The following is an 18,473-nucleotide window of genomic DNA, read 5'->3' as shown; positions in this document are numbered from 1 at the left end:
ACCGACGGCGGCGCCGCCGAACCACGCGTAGCACGCGTCACAAGAGATCGGCGACCACGATCGAGGCGGCGACGAGCGCGGGTCCGTGCGGATGAGACCCGCGGCCGGCGGGGTCCCGGCGACCGACGCGATGCCCGACCACCGTGCCCACCGCGATGACCGAGGCGAGCGCCACCACGAGCAGGGCGGCGTCCCACCGTACGGCGAGCGCACCGCACGCGATGGCGAGCTTGACGTCCCCACCGCCGCACCATCGCATCCCGAAGGCGAGCGCGTACGGGGCCGCGGCGACGAGCGCGGCCACCGCCGCGCCGGGGTGGACTGCGCACGCGCCCACCGCACCGCAGATACCGGGCCAGACGAGCACGTTCGGGATCCGGCGGGTGTCGGCGTCGGTCATCGCGACGACCGACAGCCAGATCAGGATCACGCACTCGGCCATCCGTCGAGCATGTCGGGGTGGTTGATCGGTACTGTTCGCCTGTCCACAACCGGCACGTCCTGTGGACGGACTCGGAGCTCCCCCGGGAATCAGTCGGCGGTGAGTGCCGCGACCATCACGTCGCGGGGTGCGGGCAGCCCGGTGAACTGCTCGACCTGCCGGAATGCCTGGTTGACGAGCATGACCAGACCACCGACCACGGTTCCACCGGCCGCGTCGACCGCGGACGCGAGCGGAGTCGGCCAGGGGTCGTAGATCACGTCCACGACCTTGCGTGCCCGCGCCACGGCGGGCGTCAGGACCGCGGCCGCGTCGGCCGGCACCGTCGACACGACGACCGCGGACTCGCGACACCTTCGGGCCAGCGCCTCGGCGGGTTCGAAGGGCACGACGTCTCCGTTCATCCCCAACCGCTCACACAGTTCGAGGACGGGCGCGGCCCGGCCGGCGTCGCGGGCGACCACCGTGACGTCGGTGATGCCCGTCTCGGCGAGCGCCATGATGGTCGGAAGTGCCGTGCCACCCGCTCCGACGACCACGGCGACCGGTGAGGTCCCGGCGGCGAGGTCCGCGTCGACCGCGAGGTCGGTGAGCGCTCCCGACACGCCGTCGATGTCGGTGCAGTCCGCGCGCCAACCGGTCGCCACGCGCACCAGGGTGTTCGCCGACCCGACCAGTTCGGCGCGTTCGGTGCGTTCGGTGGCGAACTCGAGGGCAGCGCGTTTGTTGGGCATGGTGACCGAGAACCCGATGAAGTCGACGTCGGCTCCCGAGACGATCTCGGGCAGACGGTCGGCGGTGCACTCGATCCGGTCGTACCGCCAGTCGACCAGCCCGAGTGCCCGGTAGGCGGCCAGATGGACGCGCGGCGAGCGCGAGTGCGTGATCGGCGACCCCAGAACCGCGGCCCGACGGCGGTCACCGTGCGGTGAGCGGATGCCGGCGGGCACGGTGTTCATGGCGGGTCCGCTGCTGCTCACTGGCTGCAGCCGGTGGCCACCAGCTTGTTGCGGCAGGCGACCTGGCGGTTGCGGATGTGATCTTCGAAGGTGTTCGCGAACAACGTGGTCCCGGCGGTGTCGACGGTGACGAAGTACAGCCATCCGCCCGGTGCCGGGTCGAGCATCGCCTCCAGGGCGGGCACCCCGACCGCCGCGATGGGCGTGGGCGGCAACCCCTTGTACCGGTAGGTGTTCCACTCGTTGTCGTTCTTGTACGCCTCGCCGTGGACATCGATGTTCGTGATGTCCGCGGTGTAGTTCTGCGTCGAGTCCATCTGCAGCAGCTGGTCGCGGTCGAGGCGGTTACGGATGACCCGCGCCACCTTCGGCGCATCCTCGACATGCCGGACCTCGCGCTCGACGATCGACGCCGCGATCAGGGTCTCGTACGGCTCGAGTCCGGAGTTGTTGCGGTCGAGCAGTCCCCATTGTTCGAACATCGTCGCGCTGCTGGAGATCATCTCCCGCAGGATCTGCGTGGCGGTGTGATCGGGTTCGATGCGCTCCCAGGTGGTCGGCGCGATGAGCCCCTCGATCCGGCGGTGATCGCCCGTCATCTCGGCGACGTTCTGTTCGGCCCACTCGGGCACACCGAGCTCGGCCGGGGTGGTCTCGGCGGCGGCCTTCTCGAGGTCGGCGACCGTCACCCCCTCCTGCTGCCCGTTGAACGAGAACGACGTGGCGTTCTCGATGAGCTGGAAGATGCCCGGGGTGACCTTGCCATCGATACCGGTCTTCGAATCGAGCTGCAGCCCCGGCGGGATCACCACCCGCCCGACGCGGTGCACTGCGCCGTCGGCGGTCAGCATCTCCACGGCCGTGGTGGCCGGGATCTGGGTGCGCATCTTGTAGAGGCCGCCGGACATCGGCTGTCCACCGGCGGCGTCGACGAACGCCCGCACGCTGCCCACCACGTCGGCGTCGACGAGGATGCGGCCGAAGTCGGCGAGCGTGGAGTTGTCCGGGATGTCGACGACGACATCGCCGGAACCGGCGGCGTTGGTGTAGTCCTTGCGCGACTCGAGCAGGCCGGTGGCGCGCACACCGTAGTAGCCGACCCCGGTGATCAGCGCGAGCATGAAGACGATCGCGACGGCGAGGACCGCACGACGCTTGCCCCGGCTGCGCTTGCGGCGCGGCGTACGGCGCTGTTGCTGGTCGGGCTCGGTGTCGTCGGCGCCGGGCCACCAGTCGTCGTGCTCGTCGTGCTCGTCGATCCGCCGGCCTCGTCGGGCGACGCGATCGTCGTCGCGGATCGGGCGTGCGGTGCCCGGCGTCTCGTAACGCCCGGTCTCGTGGCCACCGGTGTCGTACAGCTCGGCGTCGTGGCGTTCTGCCGCGTGACCCGCCGGCTCGTAGTCGGCAGCGGTGAACTCCTCCGCGGCGTGATCGTCCGGGAAAGAACGAGATTCGTCGGGGCGAGGACCCCGGTCCGGAGGCGCCGGAGCGGCCGGACGGGCCATGGTGAAGTCGGTGTCGACGTCGTCTTCGACCGGACCCCCGGCAGCCGTTGATGGACCGGGCTGCGGCGGACCGGGCCGCGGTGGTGCCACCGGCGGCGGCGGGGTGGGCGGCTGCCCCGGCGGGATGCGGACCGGCGTCGCGCGGGGGCCGGGCGTGCCGGATACCGGCCGCGCCTGTTCGGCGGGCGGGACATTCGGCGGGGCCGGGCGCCGGGGAGCCGGTTCGGCATTCTCGCCACCGGCGCGCCGGCGGCGGTGCCGCGTGTGGGGCGACCCGTCGGCCGACTGCGTGAAGTACCGCAGACGCTCGGGATCCATGCCCTCGGCACGGCGTCCCTGGCCGTCTCGGTGCCGGGTGCGACGCCGATCATCGGTCACCGGAGGCTCCCCTGACTCACCGTCGCGCATCCAACCACCCCTGCAGAATAGCGACCGCCGCGGCCTGGTCGATGACCGCGCGCGAGGACTTCACCGTCCGGCCGCTGGCGTGCAGTGCCTGCTGTGCGGTCACCGTCGTGAAACGTTCGTCGTGCCAGTGCACGGCCACCGGGTCGATCCGGGTCGCGAGACGGTCCCCGAATTCCTGTGCGGTCTCGGCCGCCGCCCCCGCGGTGTTCTTGAGCGTCTTCGGCAGCCCCACGACGACGCCGACAGCCTCGTACTCCACGACCAGCGCCGCGATGCGGTCGAGATCGTCTGTGCGCGAAGGGGTTCGACGCACCGTTTCGACCGGTGTGGCGAGGATGCCGTCGGGGTCGCACACGGCGACGCCGATCCGGACGCTCCCGACGTCGATCCCGAGGAGTCGCCCGCGGGTCCGCTGGTGACCGTCGGCCCGGGTGTGCGGATGCGGCATCAGGCGACGAACTCGCGGATTCGCGTCAGTGCCGCGTCGATCCCCGCGGGATCGGTGCCCGCGCCCTGGGCCAGATCCGGCTTGCCACCGCCACGACCGCCCACCAACGGCGCGACCTCCTTGACGAGGTCACCGGCCTTGACCCCGGCGTCACGGGCAGCCGCCGTGGTGGCGATCACGAACGGCACCTTGGCATCCGGTCCGTCACCGTTCGGCGAGAACAGCGCGATCACCGCCTGGCGGTCGGCGACCCGGCCGCGGAGGTCGGTCACCACCGAGCGCAACCCGTTGGCGTCGAGGCCCGGCACCCGTCCCTCGACGACGAGGGTGGCACCGACGGTCGTCGCCGTGTCGAGGAGACCGGACACCGCGGCCCGGGCCGCCTCGGCACGTACCCGCTCGAGTTCCTTCTCCGCGTCACGCAGCTTGGTGACGAGCTGCTCGACGCGGCCGGGCACCTCTTCCGACGGGACCTTGAGCGACGACGCCAGGCCGGCCAGCAACGCACGCTCCTTCGACAGGAACCGGAACGAGTCCATGCCGACGTAAGCCTCGACGCGCCGGACACCCGAACCGACCGAGGACTCCCCGATCAGCGTGATGGGTCCGATCTGCGACGACGACGCCACGTGCGTGCCGCCGCACAGCTCCATGGAGAACGGCCCGCCGATCTCCACGACGCGGACGACGTCACCGTAGTTCTCGCCGAAGAGCGCCATCGCGCCCATCGCCTTGGCCTCGGACAGACCCGTCTCGAACGTGTTGACCTGATAGTTCGCCTCGACCGCGGCGTTGCTGATCTCCTCGATCTCCCGACGCTGGGCCTCGGTCACCGGGCCGCTGGCGTTGAAGTCGAAGCGCAGATAACCGGGACGGTTCAGCGAACCGGCCTGCGTCGCGCCGGGGCCGAGGACCTCGCGCAGCGCGGCGTGGACCATGTGGGTGCCGGAATGGCCCTGCGTGGCGCCGTGACGCCACGCGGTGTCGACCGCCGCGAGGACCTCGTCGCCCTCCTCGATCTCCCCCTCGTCGATGCGGACCTTGTGCAGCCACACCGACTTGCCGACCTTCTGCACGTCGGTCACCGACATGCGCACTCCCGACCCGGTCGTGATGGTGCCGACGTCGGCCATCTGCCCACCGGATTCGGCGTAGAGCGGGGTGCGGTCGAGGACGACCGTCAGTTCCTGGCCGGCCGACGCCGCCGGCAGCCGTGCGCCGTCGGCGACGAGGCCGAGCACCCGTGCCTCCGACACCAGCTCGTCGAAGCCGGTGAACTCGGTCGGCCCGCGATCGAGGAAGTCCCGGTAGACGCTCAGGTCGGCGTGCCCGGTCTTGCGGGCGGTCGCGTCGGCCTTGGCGCGTTGCTTCTGCTCGGCCATCAGGGCGGTGAAGCCCTCCTGATCCACCGAGAGACCGGCCTCGGCGGCCATCTCCAGGGTGAGGTCGATCGGGAAGCCGTAGGTGTCGTGCAGCGTGAACGCGTCGGAACCGGTGATGGTCGTACGCGACGCACTCTTGGTGGCGGTCGCCGCGTCGGCGAACAGCTTCGACCCCGCGGCCAGGGTCTTGGAGAAGGAGGTCTCCTCGCCCACGGCCACGTCGACGATGTGCCGGCGCTGCGTCTCCAGCTCGGGGTATGACGGTGACATCAGGTCGATGACCTTGCCGATGATCGTGCCCATGGTCGGCTGATTGTCACCGGCGCCGAGCAACCTCATCGACCGGACGACCCGACGCAGCAGGCGGCGCAGGACGTAACCGCGGCCGTCATTGCCGGGCAGCACGCCGTCGCCGATCAGCATCGCCGAGGTCCGCGCGTGGTCGGCGACGACGCGGAACCGGACGTCGTCGGCATGCGAACCGGCGGCGTATGCACGTCCGGACAGTTCCGCGGCGAGGTCGATGATCGGCTTGCACAGGTCGGTCTCGTACACGTTGTCGACGCCCTGCAGGATGCAGGCCACGCGCTCGACGCCCATGCCGGTGTCGATGTTCTGCTTGGGCAGCGGGCCCAGGATCTCGTAGTTGTCCTTGCCGCCCCCGGGACCGCGGACGTTCTGCATGAAGACGAGATTCCAGATCTCGATGTAGCGGTCCTCGTCGGCCTCCGGCCCACCCTCGACGCCGTACTCGGGTCCGCGGTCGTAGAAGATCTCCGAGCACGGCCCGCAGGGACCCGGGACGCCCATCGACCAGTAGTTGTCCTTCATGCCCCGTCGCTGGATGCGCTCGGCCGGCACGCCGATCTCGTCGCGCCAGATGGCCTCGGCCTCGTCGTCGTCGAGATAGACCGTCGGCCACAGCTTCTGCGGGTCGATACCGAAACCGCCGTCGTCGACGCTGTTGGTCAGCAGCGTCCAGGCGAAGGTGATGGCCTCGCGCTTGAAGTAGTCGCCGAAGGAGAAGTTGCCCGCCATCTGGAAGAAGGTGTTGTGGCGGGTGGTGATGCCGACCTCGTCGATGTCGAGGGTGCGGACGCACTTCTGCACGCTGGTCGCCCGCGAGTACGGGGGCGTCTGCTCACCCAGGAAGAACGGCTTGAACGGGACCATGCCGGCATTGACGAACAACAGATTGGGGTCGTCGAGGAGCAGCGAAGCGCTCGGCACCTCGGTGTGCCCGGCTTTGATGAAGTGGTCCAGAAAGCGCTTCCGGATGTCATGCGTCTGCACTGTGGGTTTCGTCCTAGCCGTTGGTGGTCCCAGCCGTTCGGTGGTAGCGGCCGTTGTTTGTCGCGACATCCCAGCCTACCGTCGGCGAGTCGCCGGGGGCGCAGGGACTCTGCACTGGGGAAACGCCCCACGGACGGTCAGCGCGACCGGCGCCGCGACACCGCGCCACGCACGATCGATCGCAACTTCGCGACCCGCGGCCCGATTTCGCGTTCCAGCCCATGGTCGGTGGGCTCGTAGTAGTCCCGGCCGACCAGGTCGTCGGGCGGATACTGTTGCGGCACAACCCCGTCGGGATCATCGTGCGGATATCGGTATGCGACACCGCTACCGAGCTTCTTGGCCCCCGGATAGTGACTGTCACGCAGATGGGCCGGAACCGCGCCGGCCTTGCCCGACCCGACATCGGCGAGGGCCGCGCCGATCGCCGACACCACGCCCGCCGACTTCGGTGCCGTCGCGAGGTGGATGGTGGCCTGTGTGAGCGCGAGTTTGGCCTCCGGCATCCCGACGAGGTTCACGACCTGAGCGGCCGCGACCGCGGTCTGCAGGGCCGTCGGGTCGGCCATGCCGATGTCCTCGCTGGCGTGGATCATGAGGCGCCGCGCGATGAACCGCGGGTCCTCCCCGGCCGCGATCATGCGGGCGAGATAGTGGACGGCGGCGTCGACGTCGGAACCCCGGATGGACTTGATGAAAGCACTCGTCACGTCGTAGTGCTGGTCGCCGTCCCGGTCGTACCGGACGGCGGCGCGGTCGATCGCGGTCTCCACATCGGCGAGGTCGATCCGGTCGGTGGCGTCGGCGCTGGCCTCCAGCGCGGTCAGCGCCCGGCGCGCGTCCCCACCGGACACCGCGACGAGGTGGTCGTAGGCGGCGTCGGTCACCTCGACCTTGCCGTCGAGCCCACGCGGGTCGGCGACCGCACGAGTCAGCACCTCCCGGATGTCGGCATCGGTCAGCGACCGCAGCTGCAGGACCAGCGACCGCGACAGCAGCGGCGCGACCACCGAGAACGACGGGTTCTCGGTCGTGGCCGCGACGAGCAGCACGATCCGGTTCTCCACGGCGTCGAGCAACGCGTCCTGCTGGGTCTTCGAGAACCGATGGACCTCGTCGATGAACAGGACCGTCTGCTGACCGCCGTTCTTGCCGTCACCGATGAGCCGGCGCCGGGCCACGTCGATGACTGCGCGCACCTCCTTGACCCCCGCCGACAGCGCGGACAGGGCCTCGAAGCGGCCGCCGGTGGCGCGCGCGATGAGCGAGGCCATGGTGGTCTTGCCGGTTCCGGGCGGCCCGTAGAGCAGCACCGACGCCGCGCCCGAGCCACTGATCAGCCTGCGCAGCGGCGAACCGGTACCAAGCAGGTGCTGCTGTCCGACGATCTCGTCGAGGGTCTGCGGCCGCATGCGGACCGCCAGGGGTGCGGTCGGGGCCGGTGGTGCGGTGAGACCACCGGCGTTGCCATGCCCGTCGGAGCCGGCCCGAGGATCGTCGGGTGGGTCGAACAGTCCGTCCACGAGCGTGTCAGGCCAGCCAGATGCGCTGCAGCGCGACGCCCATCGCGGTCGCGAACACCGCGATCTCCTCGTCGCCCGCGCGTCCCGCGGCGGCGGCGAGGTCGGTCCAGCGGCTGACGATCACGCGGGGGTCGTTCGTGTGCAGCGCCCAGTCATGCGTGAAGCCGGCGGCAGTGACGTCGGCCGGCTCGAAGTCGGGCGCTTCGACGTCCGCGTCCGGGCCGGTGGGAGCCAGCGGGTCGCTCGGCAGCATCCACACCGTCGACAGCCACACCCACAGCTGACGGGCGAGCAGCACCTTGCGCTGCATCTCCCGCTCATGGGCGAGCGCCGGCCAGATCGAGTGCACCTCCGAGCGCCAGGCGTCGACCATCGAGACCTCGAGGTCGGTGGCCCGGGCAGTGGTCCGGGGCGGAAGCTGCGCGGTGATGGTCACGAGCGCGTAGGCGATGTCGAGGGTGGCGTCGCGGAAGCCGCCCCACTCGTAGTCCATGAACTGCACGCCGTCGTCGTTGAGCAGGATGTTCTCGGGCCCGACATCCGACGGACTGAATGCGCGGTGATCGCCCTCGTCGAACAGCGTCGCCGCGGTACGCAACGACTCCACCACCTGCTCGGGGACCTCGACGTCGAGCGCGGCCGCGTGCCCCACCACCGAGTCGATCGACCGCAACGCCTCGTCGCGCAGGATGTCGCGTCCCTGCATACCCGACGGTCCGCGCCGCAGCAGCGCGAGGAAGTCGCCCTCGCCGCCGACCGTCGCCGCGTGCATCCGGCCGAGTGCCTGGCCCCAGGCACTGACAGCACGTGAGGTCTCGACCGGGTCGACGCCGGCCAGGTACTCGAGCATCGTCCGGCCGTGGCCGAGGTCGGAGAGCACCATGATGCGGAGATCGGTGTCGGAGGCGATCAGTTGCGGCCCCGGGCGCGATTCGTTCGGCAGGGCGGTCGCGTACTTGTACGACGCGATCTCCCGGTGGAAGGCCTGTGGGTCCTCGTGTTCGGGAAGGGCCTTGATCACCAGTGAGCGGTCCAGGCTGAGGGGGTTCTGGGCGACGCGGACCCGAACGACCGTGGTGCGTCCGCTGCCGCCGAGGTCCTCGGGATCGTCGAGAACCACTGCTGATCCGGCGCGGTGTGACAGCAGCGCCTCTGCCGCCCGCACCACGCTGGTGATGCGGCTTTCCGTAATGACCGTCATGTCGCCAACCAACCTACCCGTTGCAACGTTGTCGCAACAGCGCGTTCGTCCATCTGTACCACGTCGTTACCGGTATAGCCCGAAAACGCGCGCCGAAAACACTGTGGCACAGCGACTTACCGAGCAGGCGAGTCCGATGTGCCCGGTTCAGCCCGCGGTGAGGTCATCTGTCGGCCGGACGTCGACCGACACGTCGATCCGGCTCTTCGTGGAATCGGTGTAGATGACCCCTCGGAGAGGCGGCACGTCGTCGTAATCCCGCCCCCACGCCAGTGTGACGTGGCGTTCGTCGACCAGCTTGTCGTTGGTCGGATCGAACGACAGCCAGCGGCCGTCGGGCATCCAGACGGCCGCCCAGGCGTGACTGGCGTCGGCACCGAAGACCTTTTCCTTGCCGGGCGGCGGCTCGGTCGCGAGATATCCCGACTCGTACCGCGCGGCGAGACCCTGTGACCGCAGACAGGCGATCGCGATCCGGGCGAAGTCCTGGCAGACGCCCTCGCGACGCTGCAGGACGGTGTCGACCCGGGTGGAGATGGCCGTCGACCCGGACCGGTAGGTGAAGTCAGTGAAGATCCGCGACGTCAGATCGATGACCGCCTCCGCCAGCGGCCGACCGGGGGTGAAGATGCCGGCGGCGTAGTCGCGCACCGCGGGGGTGATCTCCGGCGGGTCGAGATCGAGGACGAACTCGGCGGCCAGGGCGCTGTCCCGCCCGTCGACCACACACGGTCGCGCCTGTTCCCACGGACCCCGGGCCGCCGGACTCAGGAGGACGCCCGGGTCCACGGGATCCACCTCGACGACCGACTGCGCGGTCACGGTCAGCTCGCGGTGCGCGGTCCGGACGTGGAAATAGCTGTCGTGGTTGCCGTAGACGTCGAGCCCCGTCGACCGGTCGTCGGGTTCGGGGTCGATCTCGACCGACGTCGAGTGCACGCGCTGGCCGGGCAGGTCGCGCGGGGTCAGATGGCAGCGCCCGTACGAGGACGACACGTCGTCGTCGTAGGTGTAGCTGGTCCGGTGCAGCACACGATAGACGCGCGTGCTCACGATTCCCCACCGGCCCAGATCGGTCGCGCCTGGCGCGGGGTGGCGAAGCGGGTCCGGGTGAGCAGATCGGAGAGTTCGCGCGCCCCGGTGCGCAGGGTTGTCATCAGTTCGACGAGTTCCGGGCGCCTCCGGTCGGCGTCGACCCGCACGAGGTCGGCGGGGTCGCCGCGGCGCAGTTCGGCGATCATGTCCTGCACGGCCCGTTCGGCGCCGGCCGACCGCAGGGTCTCCGGTACGGACGACAGGTCGGCGTTCATCTTGTCGAGGCAGAAGATCATCGACCGGGGATTGGTCGGGTCGAACAGCAGCAGCTCGGCGACACTGGCCGCCTGATACAGCCCGCGGTTGCGGCGACGGTAGATCACCGACGATTCGTTGGCCACCAGGTACGACTCCAGCAGCGCCTGCTCGACGTCGGTGTCCTGCGCGTCGGCGAACATCGCGAGCGTGAGGTCGGCGAGGGTGACGGCCCGTTCGATGCGTCGGCCGACGTCCATGAACATCCAGGCCGGATCGTGCACCATCGACTCGGCCTGCAGCCCGGTCAGCGCCAGGACGCCGTGCAAGATCTCGTCGTGCGCGCGGGCCAGATCGGGTCCTAGGTCCAGCGCGGCGTCGCCCGCCCCGGCGTCCGCGCGCGACCGGAGGACCAGCCGGGTCGTGCTCGCCATGATCCGTTCGACCGGCGCAAGCACCATCCAGGTGCTCGTGGACATCTGGTCACGGACCGCCCGGACCGTACTGATCAGCCGGTCGACCGAGTAGGCGATGGTCCCGGGCACCGATCGCGACACGGTCAGGTCGGCGATCTTCTCGATCGCCTCATTGACCTGATCGGGTGACGGCGGTCGGTCCGAACCCGGCAACAGCAGGTCGGCGGTGTCCAGATAGCGCGCGGTGCCCGTCACCGTGGCGACCGCGTGCAACAGCAGCGGCACCGCCGGCGTGCCCGACATCCACGGCCGGTACTGGAAGTCCTGATAACGCTCGCGGGACACCTTGGCCAGGCGGGTCACGAGCTCGGTGCGCTCCCCGTAGCGGCCCAGCCAGAACAGGTCCGCCAGGACGCGCGGACTGGCCGCGGCCGCGACGTCGGAGTACTCCCGGGTCACCGGGCGACCCGCCGACGTGCCCGCCACGACCTCCCCGGCCGGCTCACCGCGTGTCTCCGAACGCCGCGACACGTGCCCGCCCACCTCGGTGCTGGTGACCCACACGTCCTTGGCGGCCACCACGTGGTGGGCGGCGCCGGCGACCCCGTCGGCGAGAACGGCCCCCAGGCCGCCCGGCATGACCGCGTACCCGGGACCCTGCGCCACGCTGAACGCGCGCACCGACACCGGCGCCGCCCGCAGCGTCGCGATCGATTCAACGGGACCGCTGCCGGGGGTGATCGTCGGGGCCACCGAGAACGCCTCGAGCTCGCGGGCCACCCACTGCCACGTCTGGGCCTCGATCCGGGCGGCGAGGTCGGCGCGATCGGACGCCGCGAGCAACGGGCCGATGAACTCCTCCCCCGTACTCGTGTTCGTCAGGACCAGGGTGTCCAGTCGATCACGGATCAGACTGCGCTGCAACGGATCTCCGGACCAGTACGTGGTGACCGAGCCCAGCCGCAGGTCCTCGTCGAGGAGGACGGGTGCGAGACGCTCCAGCACGGTGTGCAGCGCCGGGTTCTCCAGCACCCCCGAGCCGAGGGTGTTGAGGACCGTCACCGTGCCGCGCGAGATCGCCTCGACCAGCCCGGCGACGCCGAGCTGGGAGTCTGTCCGCAGGTCCAGTGGATCGGAGTAGGCGGCGTCGACCCGTCGCAGCAGGACGTCCACCCGCTTGTAGCGACCCAGCGAGCGCATGTAGACCGCGCCGTCCCGGACGGTGAGGTCGGCGCCCTCGACGAGGGGGAAGCCGAGCACCGACGCGAGGTAGGCCTGGTCGAAGGCGGTCTCGGACATGCTGCCGGGACTGAGGACCGCCACCGTCGGGTCGTCGACCCCGGGCGGCGCGTACTCGGTGAGTGCCAGCCGCATCGTGCCGGCGAAGGTGGTCATCGGCCGCGGTGCGCACGCCTGGAACAGCTGGGGGAAGGTCTTCGACATCAGCCGCCGCCCGACGATCGCATAACCGATCCCCGACGGCGCCTGGGTGCGGTCCCGGTAGGCGACGAACCGGCCGTCGGCGGTACGCGAGATGTCGACCGCGTGCAGGAACAGCGCGTGCGGCCCGGCGACCTCCAGTCGGGCGGCCTTGCGGATGTAACCGGGATGGCCGAAGACCATCTCGGGCGCGACGAGTCCGGCCGCGATCGTCTTCTGATCGCGGTAGAGGTCACGCAGGAGCAGGTCGAGCAGCATCGACCGCTGCGTGATGGCCTTCTCGAGTTCGGCCCATTCGACGCCGTCGATCACCAGCGGCACCGCGTCGACATCCCAGTCGCGGGTCACGGTGTGCTGACCGTCGAACTCGTTGTAGACCACGCCGTCGTCGCTGACGGCTGCGGCCAGCCGGGCCGCGGAGTCGCGGAGGCGGTCCGGACCGCGCAGCTGGTAGATGCGGGCCAGGTCGGCCCACGCCGGACGGATCGCGCCGTCGGCTTCCAGGAGCTCGTCGTAGGAGTCGGCCGGCCGGTCCGCGGATGCGGCCAGACGGGTCAGACGGTCGGGATCGAAGAGAGTGTGGCCCTCGGCGCGGTAGCGGTCGAACACCGCGGAAGCGTTGCCCGGCGAAGAGGTCACCGAAGAACTGTACGTGCCCGCCGGAGGTCGAGGATCCCGGGCACCCCGAAGTCGGTGGCCTGCCGGGACTGTCGTTCGCGCAACAGCCCGACGTCGACGGTGCCGGTCGTGTGACCGGCCGCCTCGAACCGCCCGTTGCGCCGGGACTCGGCCTCGACCGCGTTCACCGGCGGCCGATCGTAGGCACGTCCTCCGGGATGCACGACGTGGTAGGTGGCACCGCCCACCGACCGGCCGTTGACCGTGTCGATCAGGTCGAAGGTGAGCGGGGTGTCGATGGTGATCGTCGGGTGCAGCGAGCTCGGCGGCTGCCAGGCCCGGAACCGGATGCCGGCGACGCGTTCACCGGTGCGACCGGTGGCGCGCAGTGGAATCGGGAAACCGTTGCAGGTCAACAGGTAACGATCGTCCTCACCACCCAGGACGCGCACCTGCACGCGCTCGACAGAGGAGTCGACGTACCGGGCCGTTCCCGTTCCGGTTGCCTCCTCCCCCAACGTGTTCCACGGCTCGATGGCACCGCGCAGCTCGATCTCCTGGTCCCGGATCTGCACGGTCCCCAGACGCGGGAAGCGGAATTCGGTGAACGGGTCCAGCCAGGCGGTCTCGAACGGATAGCCGGCCTCGCGGAGTTCCTCGGCGACCAGCGCGATGTCGGCGATGACGTAGTGCGGCAACAGGTGTTTGCCGTGTAGGTCGCCGCCGTGGCGGATCAACCGGGCCCGGTAGGGCTTCTCCCAGAACCACGACACCAGGCTCCGCACCAGCAGCGACTGCACCATAGCCATCCGGTGGTGGGGCGGCATCTCGAAAGCCCGCAGCTCCAGCAGGCCCAGCCGGCCGCGCACCGAGTCGGGACTGTAGAGCTTGTCGATGCAGAACTCGGCCCGGTGCGTGTTGCCGGTGATGTCGGTGAGCAGATGCCGCAGCGCCCGGTCGGTGACCCAGGGGTTCGGGGGCGCGCCGTCGAAGCGTCCGCCGGCCCGGGCACCGTCGCCACAATTCTTGACCGCGAGCCGGTCGATCTCGGCGAAGGCGATCTCCAGCTCGTAGAGCGAGGACTCCCGACCCTCGTCGACACGCGGCGCCTGCGAGGTGGTGCCGATGAACCGGCCGGAGAACAGGTACGACAGCGCGGGATGACGTTGCCAGTAGGTCAGCATCGACACCAGCAGGTCGGGGCGGCGCAGCATCGGCGAATCGGCGGGCGTGACGCCGCCGAGGGTGATGTGGTTGCCGCCGCCCGTGCCACCGTGGCTCCCGTCGAGGTCGAAGCTCTCGGTGCCCAGCCGCACCTGTCGGGCATGGTCGTAGAGCGATTCGAGCAGCTCGGACTGCTCGGCGAAACTCCCGGTCGGCTGGATGTTGACCTCGACAACCCCCGGGTCCGGGGTCACCGACAACGAGACGAGTCGCGGGTCGGCGGGCGGTCCGTACCCCTCGACGACGACCGGCGTTGACACCGTGGCGGCGGCGTCCTCGACGAGTTCGACGATCGCGAGATACTCCTCCAGGGTCGAGGTCGGCGGCATGAACACGTGGAGCACGCCGCCGCGGACCTCGGCGACGAGGGCGGTCCGGGGCAGGAATTGCGCGGGGTCCACCTCGCGGACGGTGTGCCCCAGCGCCGCCGACGGGTCGGTCGGCAGGTCGTCGTGGCGTGCGGACGGATCGGCTTCGAACAGCGTCGGGGCCGGACCCCACGACAGCGAGTTGAGCGGCAGCCGCAAGCCGGCCGGCGAGGTGCCGGGGGTCAGCACGATCCGTCCCCGCCGGGTCGTCCACACCGCGCTCTGCCACGCGGTCCGGTCCTCCGAGCGGCTCAGCGGCAACACGTGCGCACTCGGCTGGGTGACGGCGGCGTCGAGCCGCTCGATCAGGGCTCGTCTGCGTCGGACGGAATCCGTTGTCGGAGCGAGGCTCTCGTCGTCGTCGCCGTCCGCCGAATCGGCGTCGACGGCGATCTCGGCCTGCGTGAACGACCGTGCGGCGGGCAGGGTGGGGTCGGTTCCGGGGTCACCGGGCGGCATCGCGGCGAGTTCCCGCATCCGGACCAGCGGGTCCTCATAGGCCGGCACGACCTGACCGACCGGGAGTCCCAGTCGCGTCGCGAAGGCGGTGAGCAGTTCCCGTGCCGGGCCGGCGTCGCCGAGGTCGTCGGGGTTCGGGCCGTGGGTCTCGCGGTCGATCGCCGCGGCACAATCGTCGGGCGTCGCCCACGGGTCGGCGAGCAAATTCGGATTCCGCCAGATCGGCAGACCGTCGGCGCGCCACATCAGTTCGAGCTGCCACCGCGGCAGCGGTTCACCGGGATACCACTTGCCCTGGCTGCGCCGCATCAGGCCGCCCGGCGCGTACGCCGTCATGAGGCGGTCGGCCAGCCGCCCGGCCAGCAACCGTTTGTGCGGACCGTCCGCGGCGGTGCGCCACTCCGGGTCCGTCTGGTTGTCGATGGACACGAACGTCGGCTCGCCGCCCATCGTCAGGCGTACGTCGTTGCGTTCCATCCGTTCGTCGACCAGCGCGCCGAGATCGGTGACCCGGCCCCACTGCTCCGCGGTGTAGGGCAGCGTGACGCGTGGGTCCTCGTGGAACCGCGTGACCGTGTTGGTGAAATCCAGAGTGGCGTGGCACGGGCCGGTCGAACCGGTGATCGGTGCGGCGCCGACCGGATGCGGGGTGGCCGCCAAGGGGATGTGCCCCTCGCCGGCGAACAGACCCGACGTCGGATCCAGTCCAACCCAACCGGCCCCGGGGAGGTACACCTCGGTCCACGCGTGCAGGTCGGTGAAATCGGCGTCGGGACCCGACGGACCGTCGAGCGACTTCACGTCCGAGGTCAGCTGGACGAGGTATCCGGACACGAAGCGTGCCGCGAACCCGAGTTCGCGGAGGAGGGCGACCAGCAACCAGGCCGAGTCCCGGCAGGAACCGATGGCACTGGAGAGCGTGTACTCCGGCGACTGCACGCCGGCCTCGAGGCGGACGGTATAGCCGACGGCGTCGCGCACCGCGGCGTTGAGGCGCACCAGGAAGTCGATGACCCGCGTGCGGCCGGCCGGCCGGTGCTTCGCCGCGAACCTCGCGATCTCCGGATGCACCGGCGCACCGGCGAATTCACCGTCGGTGACCCCGGCCGGCCGGAGGAAGATCTCGAGGTCGCGCCGCAGCTCGGCCGGATAGTCGAACCCGTAGAACTCGGCCCACTCCTCGATGAAGAAGTCGAACGGATTGATCGCGGTGAGGTCCGCGACCAGACTGACGGTGATCCCGAGGGTGGTCGAGGGTTCCGGGAACACCAGGCGCGCCAGATAGTTGCTGAACGCGTCCTGCTGCCAGTTCAGGAAGTGCTCACCGGGGTCGACGGTGAGCGAGTACGCCTCGATCGGTGTGCGCGAGTGCGGCGCCGGACGCAGGCGGACGACGTGGGGGTAGATCTTGGTCGGCCGGTCGAACGAGTACACCGTCCGATGCTCGAGGGCAACCTTGATCGTCACCGGCGGAACTCCCCGCCCGGGCCCGTCACCACTATTCCGGCAGCCGACTCGATCCCACCGCTGTGCGCCATGGTGGAGATCTCATCACAGATGACCTCCAGGCGCCGGGTGACGAGCACCGCGCCGGGAACACGGTGGCCGAACTCACTTCGGTCCACCGCTTTTCGGCTCAGGCAGTGCTCCCGGCGTCCTTCTGGTCGGCGCCCTTCTGCTCGGCGTCCTTCTGGTCGGCGCCGCCCCGCGGTGCGGGCTTGGCGTCGATCCCCGATTCCTTGCGCTGCTGCGGGGTGATCGCCGCGGGGGCGTCGGTCAGCGGGTCGACGCCGCCACCCGACTTCGGGAAGGCGATGACCTCACGGATGGACGACTCGCCGGCGAGCAGGGCGGTGATGCGGTCCCAACCGAAGGCGATGCCGCCGTGAGGCGGAGCGCCGTAGGCGAAGGCGTCGAGCAGGAAGCCGAACTTCTCCTGCGCCTCGTCGTGGCCGATGCCCATGATCTCGAAGACGCGCTCCTGCACGTCCCGCCGATGGATACGGATCGATCCGCCGCCGATCTCGTTGCCGTTGCACACGATGTCGTAGGCGTAGGCCAGGGCCGAACCCGGATCGGACTCCAAGGCGTCGATCGACTCCGGCTTGGGCGAGGTGAACGCATGGTGCACCGCGGTCCAGGCCGAATGTCCCAGTGCGACATCGCCGGACGCCGTCGCGTCGGCAACCGGCTCGAACATCGGCGCGTCCACCACCCAGGTGAACGCCCAGTCCCCGTCCTTGATGAGCCCGAGCTTCGAGGCGATCTCACCGCGCGCGGCACCGAGCAGGGCGCGGGTCGACTTCACCTCTCCCGCACCGAAGAACACGCAGTCACCCGGCTCCGCGCCGACATGGGCGGCCAGACCGGAGCGCTCCTCCTCGGAGAGGTTCTTTGCGACCGGCCCGCTGAGGGTCCCGTCTTCGGCGATGAGGACGTACGCCAGACCGCGTGCCCCGCGCTGCTTCGCCCATTCCTGCCATGAGTCGAGCTGGCGGCGCGGCTGCGACGCACCGCCGGGCATGACGACCGCTCCGACGTACGGTGCCTGGAACACGCGAAACGGGGTGTCCTTGAAGTAGTCGGCACACTCGACGAGTTCGATACCGAAGCGCAGATCCGGCTTGTCCGAACCGAATCGGCGCATCGCATCGGCGTAGGTCATCCGCGGGATCGGGGTGGTGATGTCGACGCCGATGAGCTTCCACAGCGCGACGAGGATCTCCTCGGCGACGGCGATGACGTCGTCCTGGTCGACGAAGCTCATCTCGATGTCGAGCTGGGTGAACTCCGGCTGCCGGTCGGCGCGGAAGTCCTCGTCGCGGTAGCAGCGCGCGATCTGGTAGTACCGCTCCATGCCCGCGACCATCAGCAGCTGCTTGAACAGCTGCGGGCTCTGCGGCAAGGCGTAGAAGGTGCCGGGCTGCAGGCGCGCCGGAACCAGGAAGTCACGTGCCCCCTCCGGCGTCGACCGGGTCAGCGTGGGCGTCTCGATCTCGGTGAAGTCGTGGGCGGCGAGCACGCCGCGCGCCGCCGCGTTCGCCTTGGACCGCAGGCGGAGCGCCGCGCTGGGCCCCGCACGCCGCAGGTCGAGGTAGCGGTGACGCAGGCGCGCCTCCTCGCCCGGCGACTCGTCGAGCTGGAACGGCAGCGGCGCGGACTCGTTGAGGACCTCGAGCTCGACGGCGTTGATCTCGATCTCGCCGGAGCTCAGGTTGGGGTTCTCGCTGCCCTCGGGACGCACCTCGACGACGCCGGTCACGGTGACGCAGTACTCGGCGCGCAGACGGTGGGCGGCCGGCGCGACCGACTCGTCGCGGAAGACCACCTGGACCAGTCCGGTGGCGTCGCGCAGGTCGATGAAGACCACGCCACCGTGGTCGCGTCGGCGTGCGACCCACCCGGCGACGGTGACGGTCTGCGACGCGTCGGCGCGGCGCAGCGAACCTGCGGAATGCGTGCGGAGCACTGAGAATCCTTCCAGGAGTCGAAATCGG

Annotated in this window: 11 protein-coding genes; all 11 read right to left on the bottom strand. The window is 70.2% G+C overall.

Features of this window, described 5'->3' with window-relative positions; genetic code table 11:
- Positions 1 to 37 precede the first annotated feature (37 nt).
- A complete protein-coding gene (locus GR168_RS11010; protein WP_159370723.1) occupies positions 38 to 442 on the bottom strand; it encodes an A24 family peptidase in 405 nt (134 codons plus the stop codon).
- Between the two features lie 89 nt (positions 443 to 531).
- Positions 532 to 1,401, bottom strand: a complete 870-nt coding sequence (locus GR168_RS11005) for a shikimate dehydrogenase (protein ID WP_159370722.1) — start codon at positions 1,399 to 1,401, stop codon at positions 532 to 534.
- Positions 1,402 to 1,418: 17 nt separating this feature from the next.
- The gene (gene mltG / locus GR168_RS11000; RefSeq protein ID WP_159370721.1) at positions 1,419 to 3,314 is read right to left on the bottom strand and encodes an endolytic transglycosylase MltG; all 1,896 of its coding nucleotides are present in this window, start codon (positions 3,312 to 3,314) and stop codon (positions 1,419 to 1,421) included.
- A complete protein-coding gene (ruvX, locus tag GR168_RS10995; RefSeq protein WP_065632123.1) occupies positions 3,301 to 3,762 on the bottom strand; it encodes a Holliday junction resolvase RuvX in 462 nt (153 codons plus the stop codon). Before ruvX ends, mltG begins: the two co-directional genes overlap by 14 nt.
- Positions 3,762 to 6,437 carry an alanine--tRNA ligase gene (gene alaS, locus GR168_RS10990; RefSeq protein ID WP_065632122.1) on the bottom strand — a complete coding sequence of 892 codons (2,676 nt, stop codon included), beginning with the start codon at positions 6,435 to 6,437 and terminating at the stop codon, positions 3,762 to 3,764. The genes ruvX and alaS overlap by 1 nt, the downstream gene beginning before the upstream one ends.
- Before the next feature lie 137 nt (positions 6,438 to 6,574).
- Positions 6,575 to 7,960 carry a replication-associated recombination protein A gene (locus GR168_RS10985; RefSeq protein WP_058250333.1) on the bottom strand — a complete coding sequence of 462 codons (1,386 nt, stop codon included), beginning with the start codon at positions 7,958 to 7,960 and terminating at the stop codon, positions 6,575 to 6,577.
- A gap of 7 nt (positions 7,961 to 7,967) precedes the next feature.
- Entirely contained in the window at positions 7,968 to 9,161 is a 1,194-nt protein-coding gene (locus GR168_RS10980; RefSeq protein ID WP_068971407.1) for a hypothetical protein, read from the bottom strand.
- Between the two features lie 147 nt (positions 9,162 to 9,308).
- On the bottom strand, positions 9,309 to 10,214 hold the full coding sequence (locus GR168_RS10975; protein WP_068971406.1) for a transglutaminase family protein: 906 nt from the start codon (positions 10,212 to 10,214) through the stop codon (positions 9,309 to 9,311).
- The gene (locus tag GR168_RS10970) at positions 10,211 to 12,946 is read right to left on the bottom strand and encodes a circularly permuted type 2 ATP-grasp protein (RefSeq protein ID WP_159370720.1); all 2,736 of its coding nucleotides are present in this window, start codon (positions 12,944 to 12,946) and stop codon (positions 10,211 to 10,213) included. The genes GR168_RS10975 and GR168_RS10970 overlap by 4 nt, the downstream gene beginning before the upstream one ends.
- Positions 12,943 to 16,443: a transglutaminase family protein gene (locus GR168_RS10965; RefSeq protein ID WP_159370719.1), complete on the bottom strand. Its 3,501-nt coding sequence runs from the start codon at positions 16,441 to 16,443 to the stop codon at positions 12,943 to 12,945. The genes GR168_RS10970 and GR168_RS10965 overlap by 4 nt, the downstream gene beginning before the upstream one ends.
- A 169-nt stretch (positions 16,444 to 16,612) precedes the next feature.
- The gene (aspS, locus tag GR168_RS10960) at positions 16,613 to 18,445 is read right to left on the bottom strand and encodes an aspartate--tRNA ligase (protein ID WP_159370718.1); all 1,833 of its coding nucleotides are present in this window, start codon (positions 18,443 to 18,445) and stop codon (positions 16,613 to 16,615) included.
- Between the last annotated feature and the right edge of the window lie 28 nt (positions 18,446 to 18,473).

Origin of the sequence: Gordonia sp. JH63, from assembly GCF_009856645.1 — a bacterium.
GTDB lineage: Bacteria > Actinomycetota > Actinomycetes > Mycobacteriales > Mycobacteriaceae > Gordonia > Gordonia hongkongensis.
Note: the sequence above shows the minus strand (reverse complement) of the source record. Positions and strands in the feature narration are given on the sequence as shown.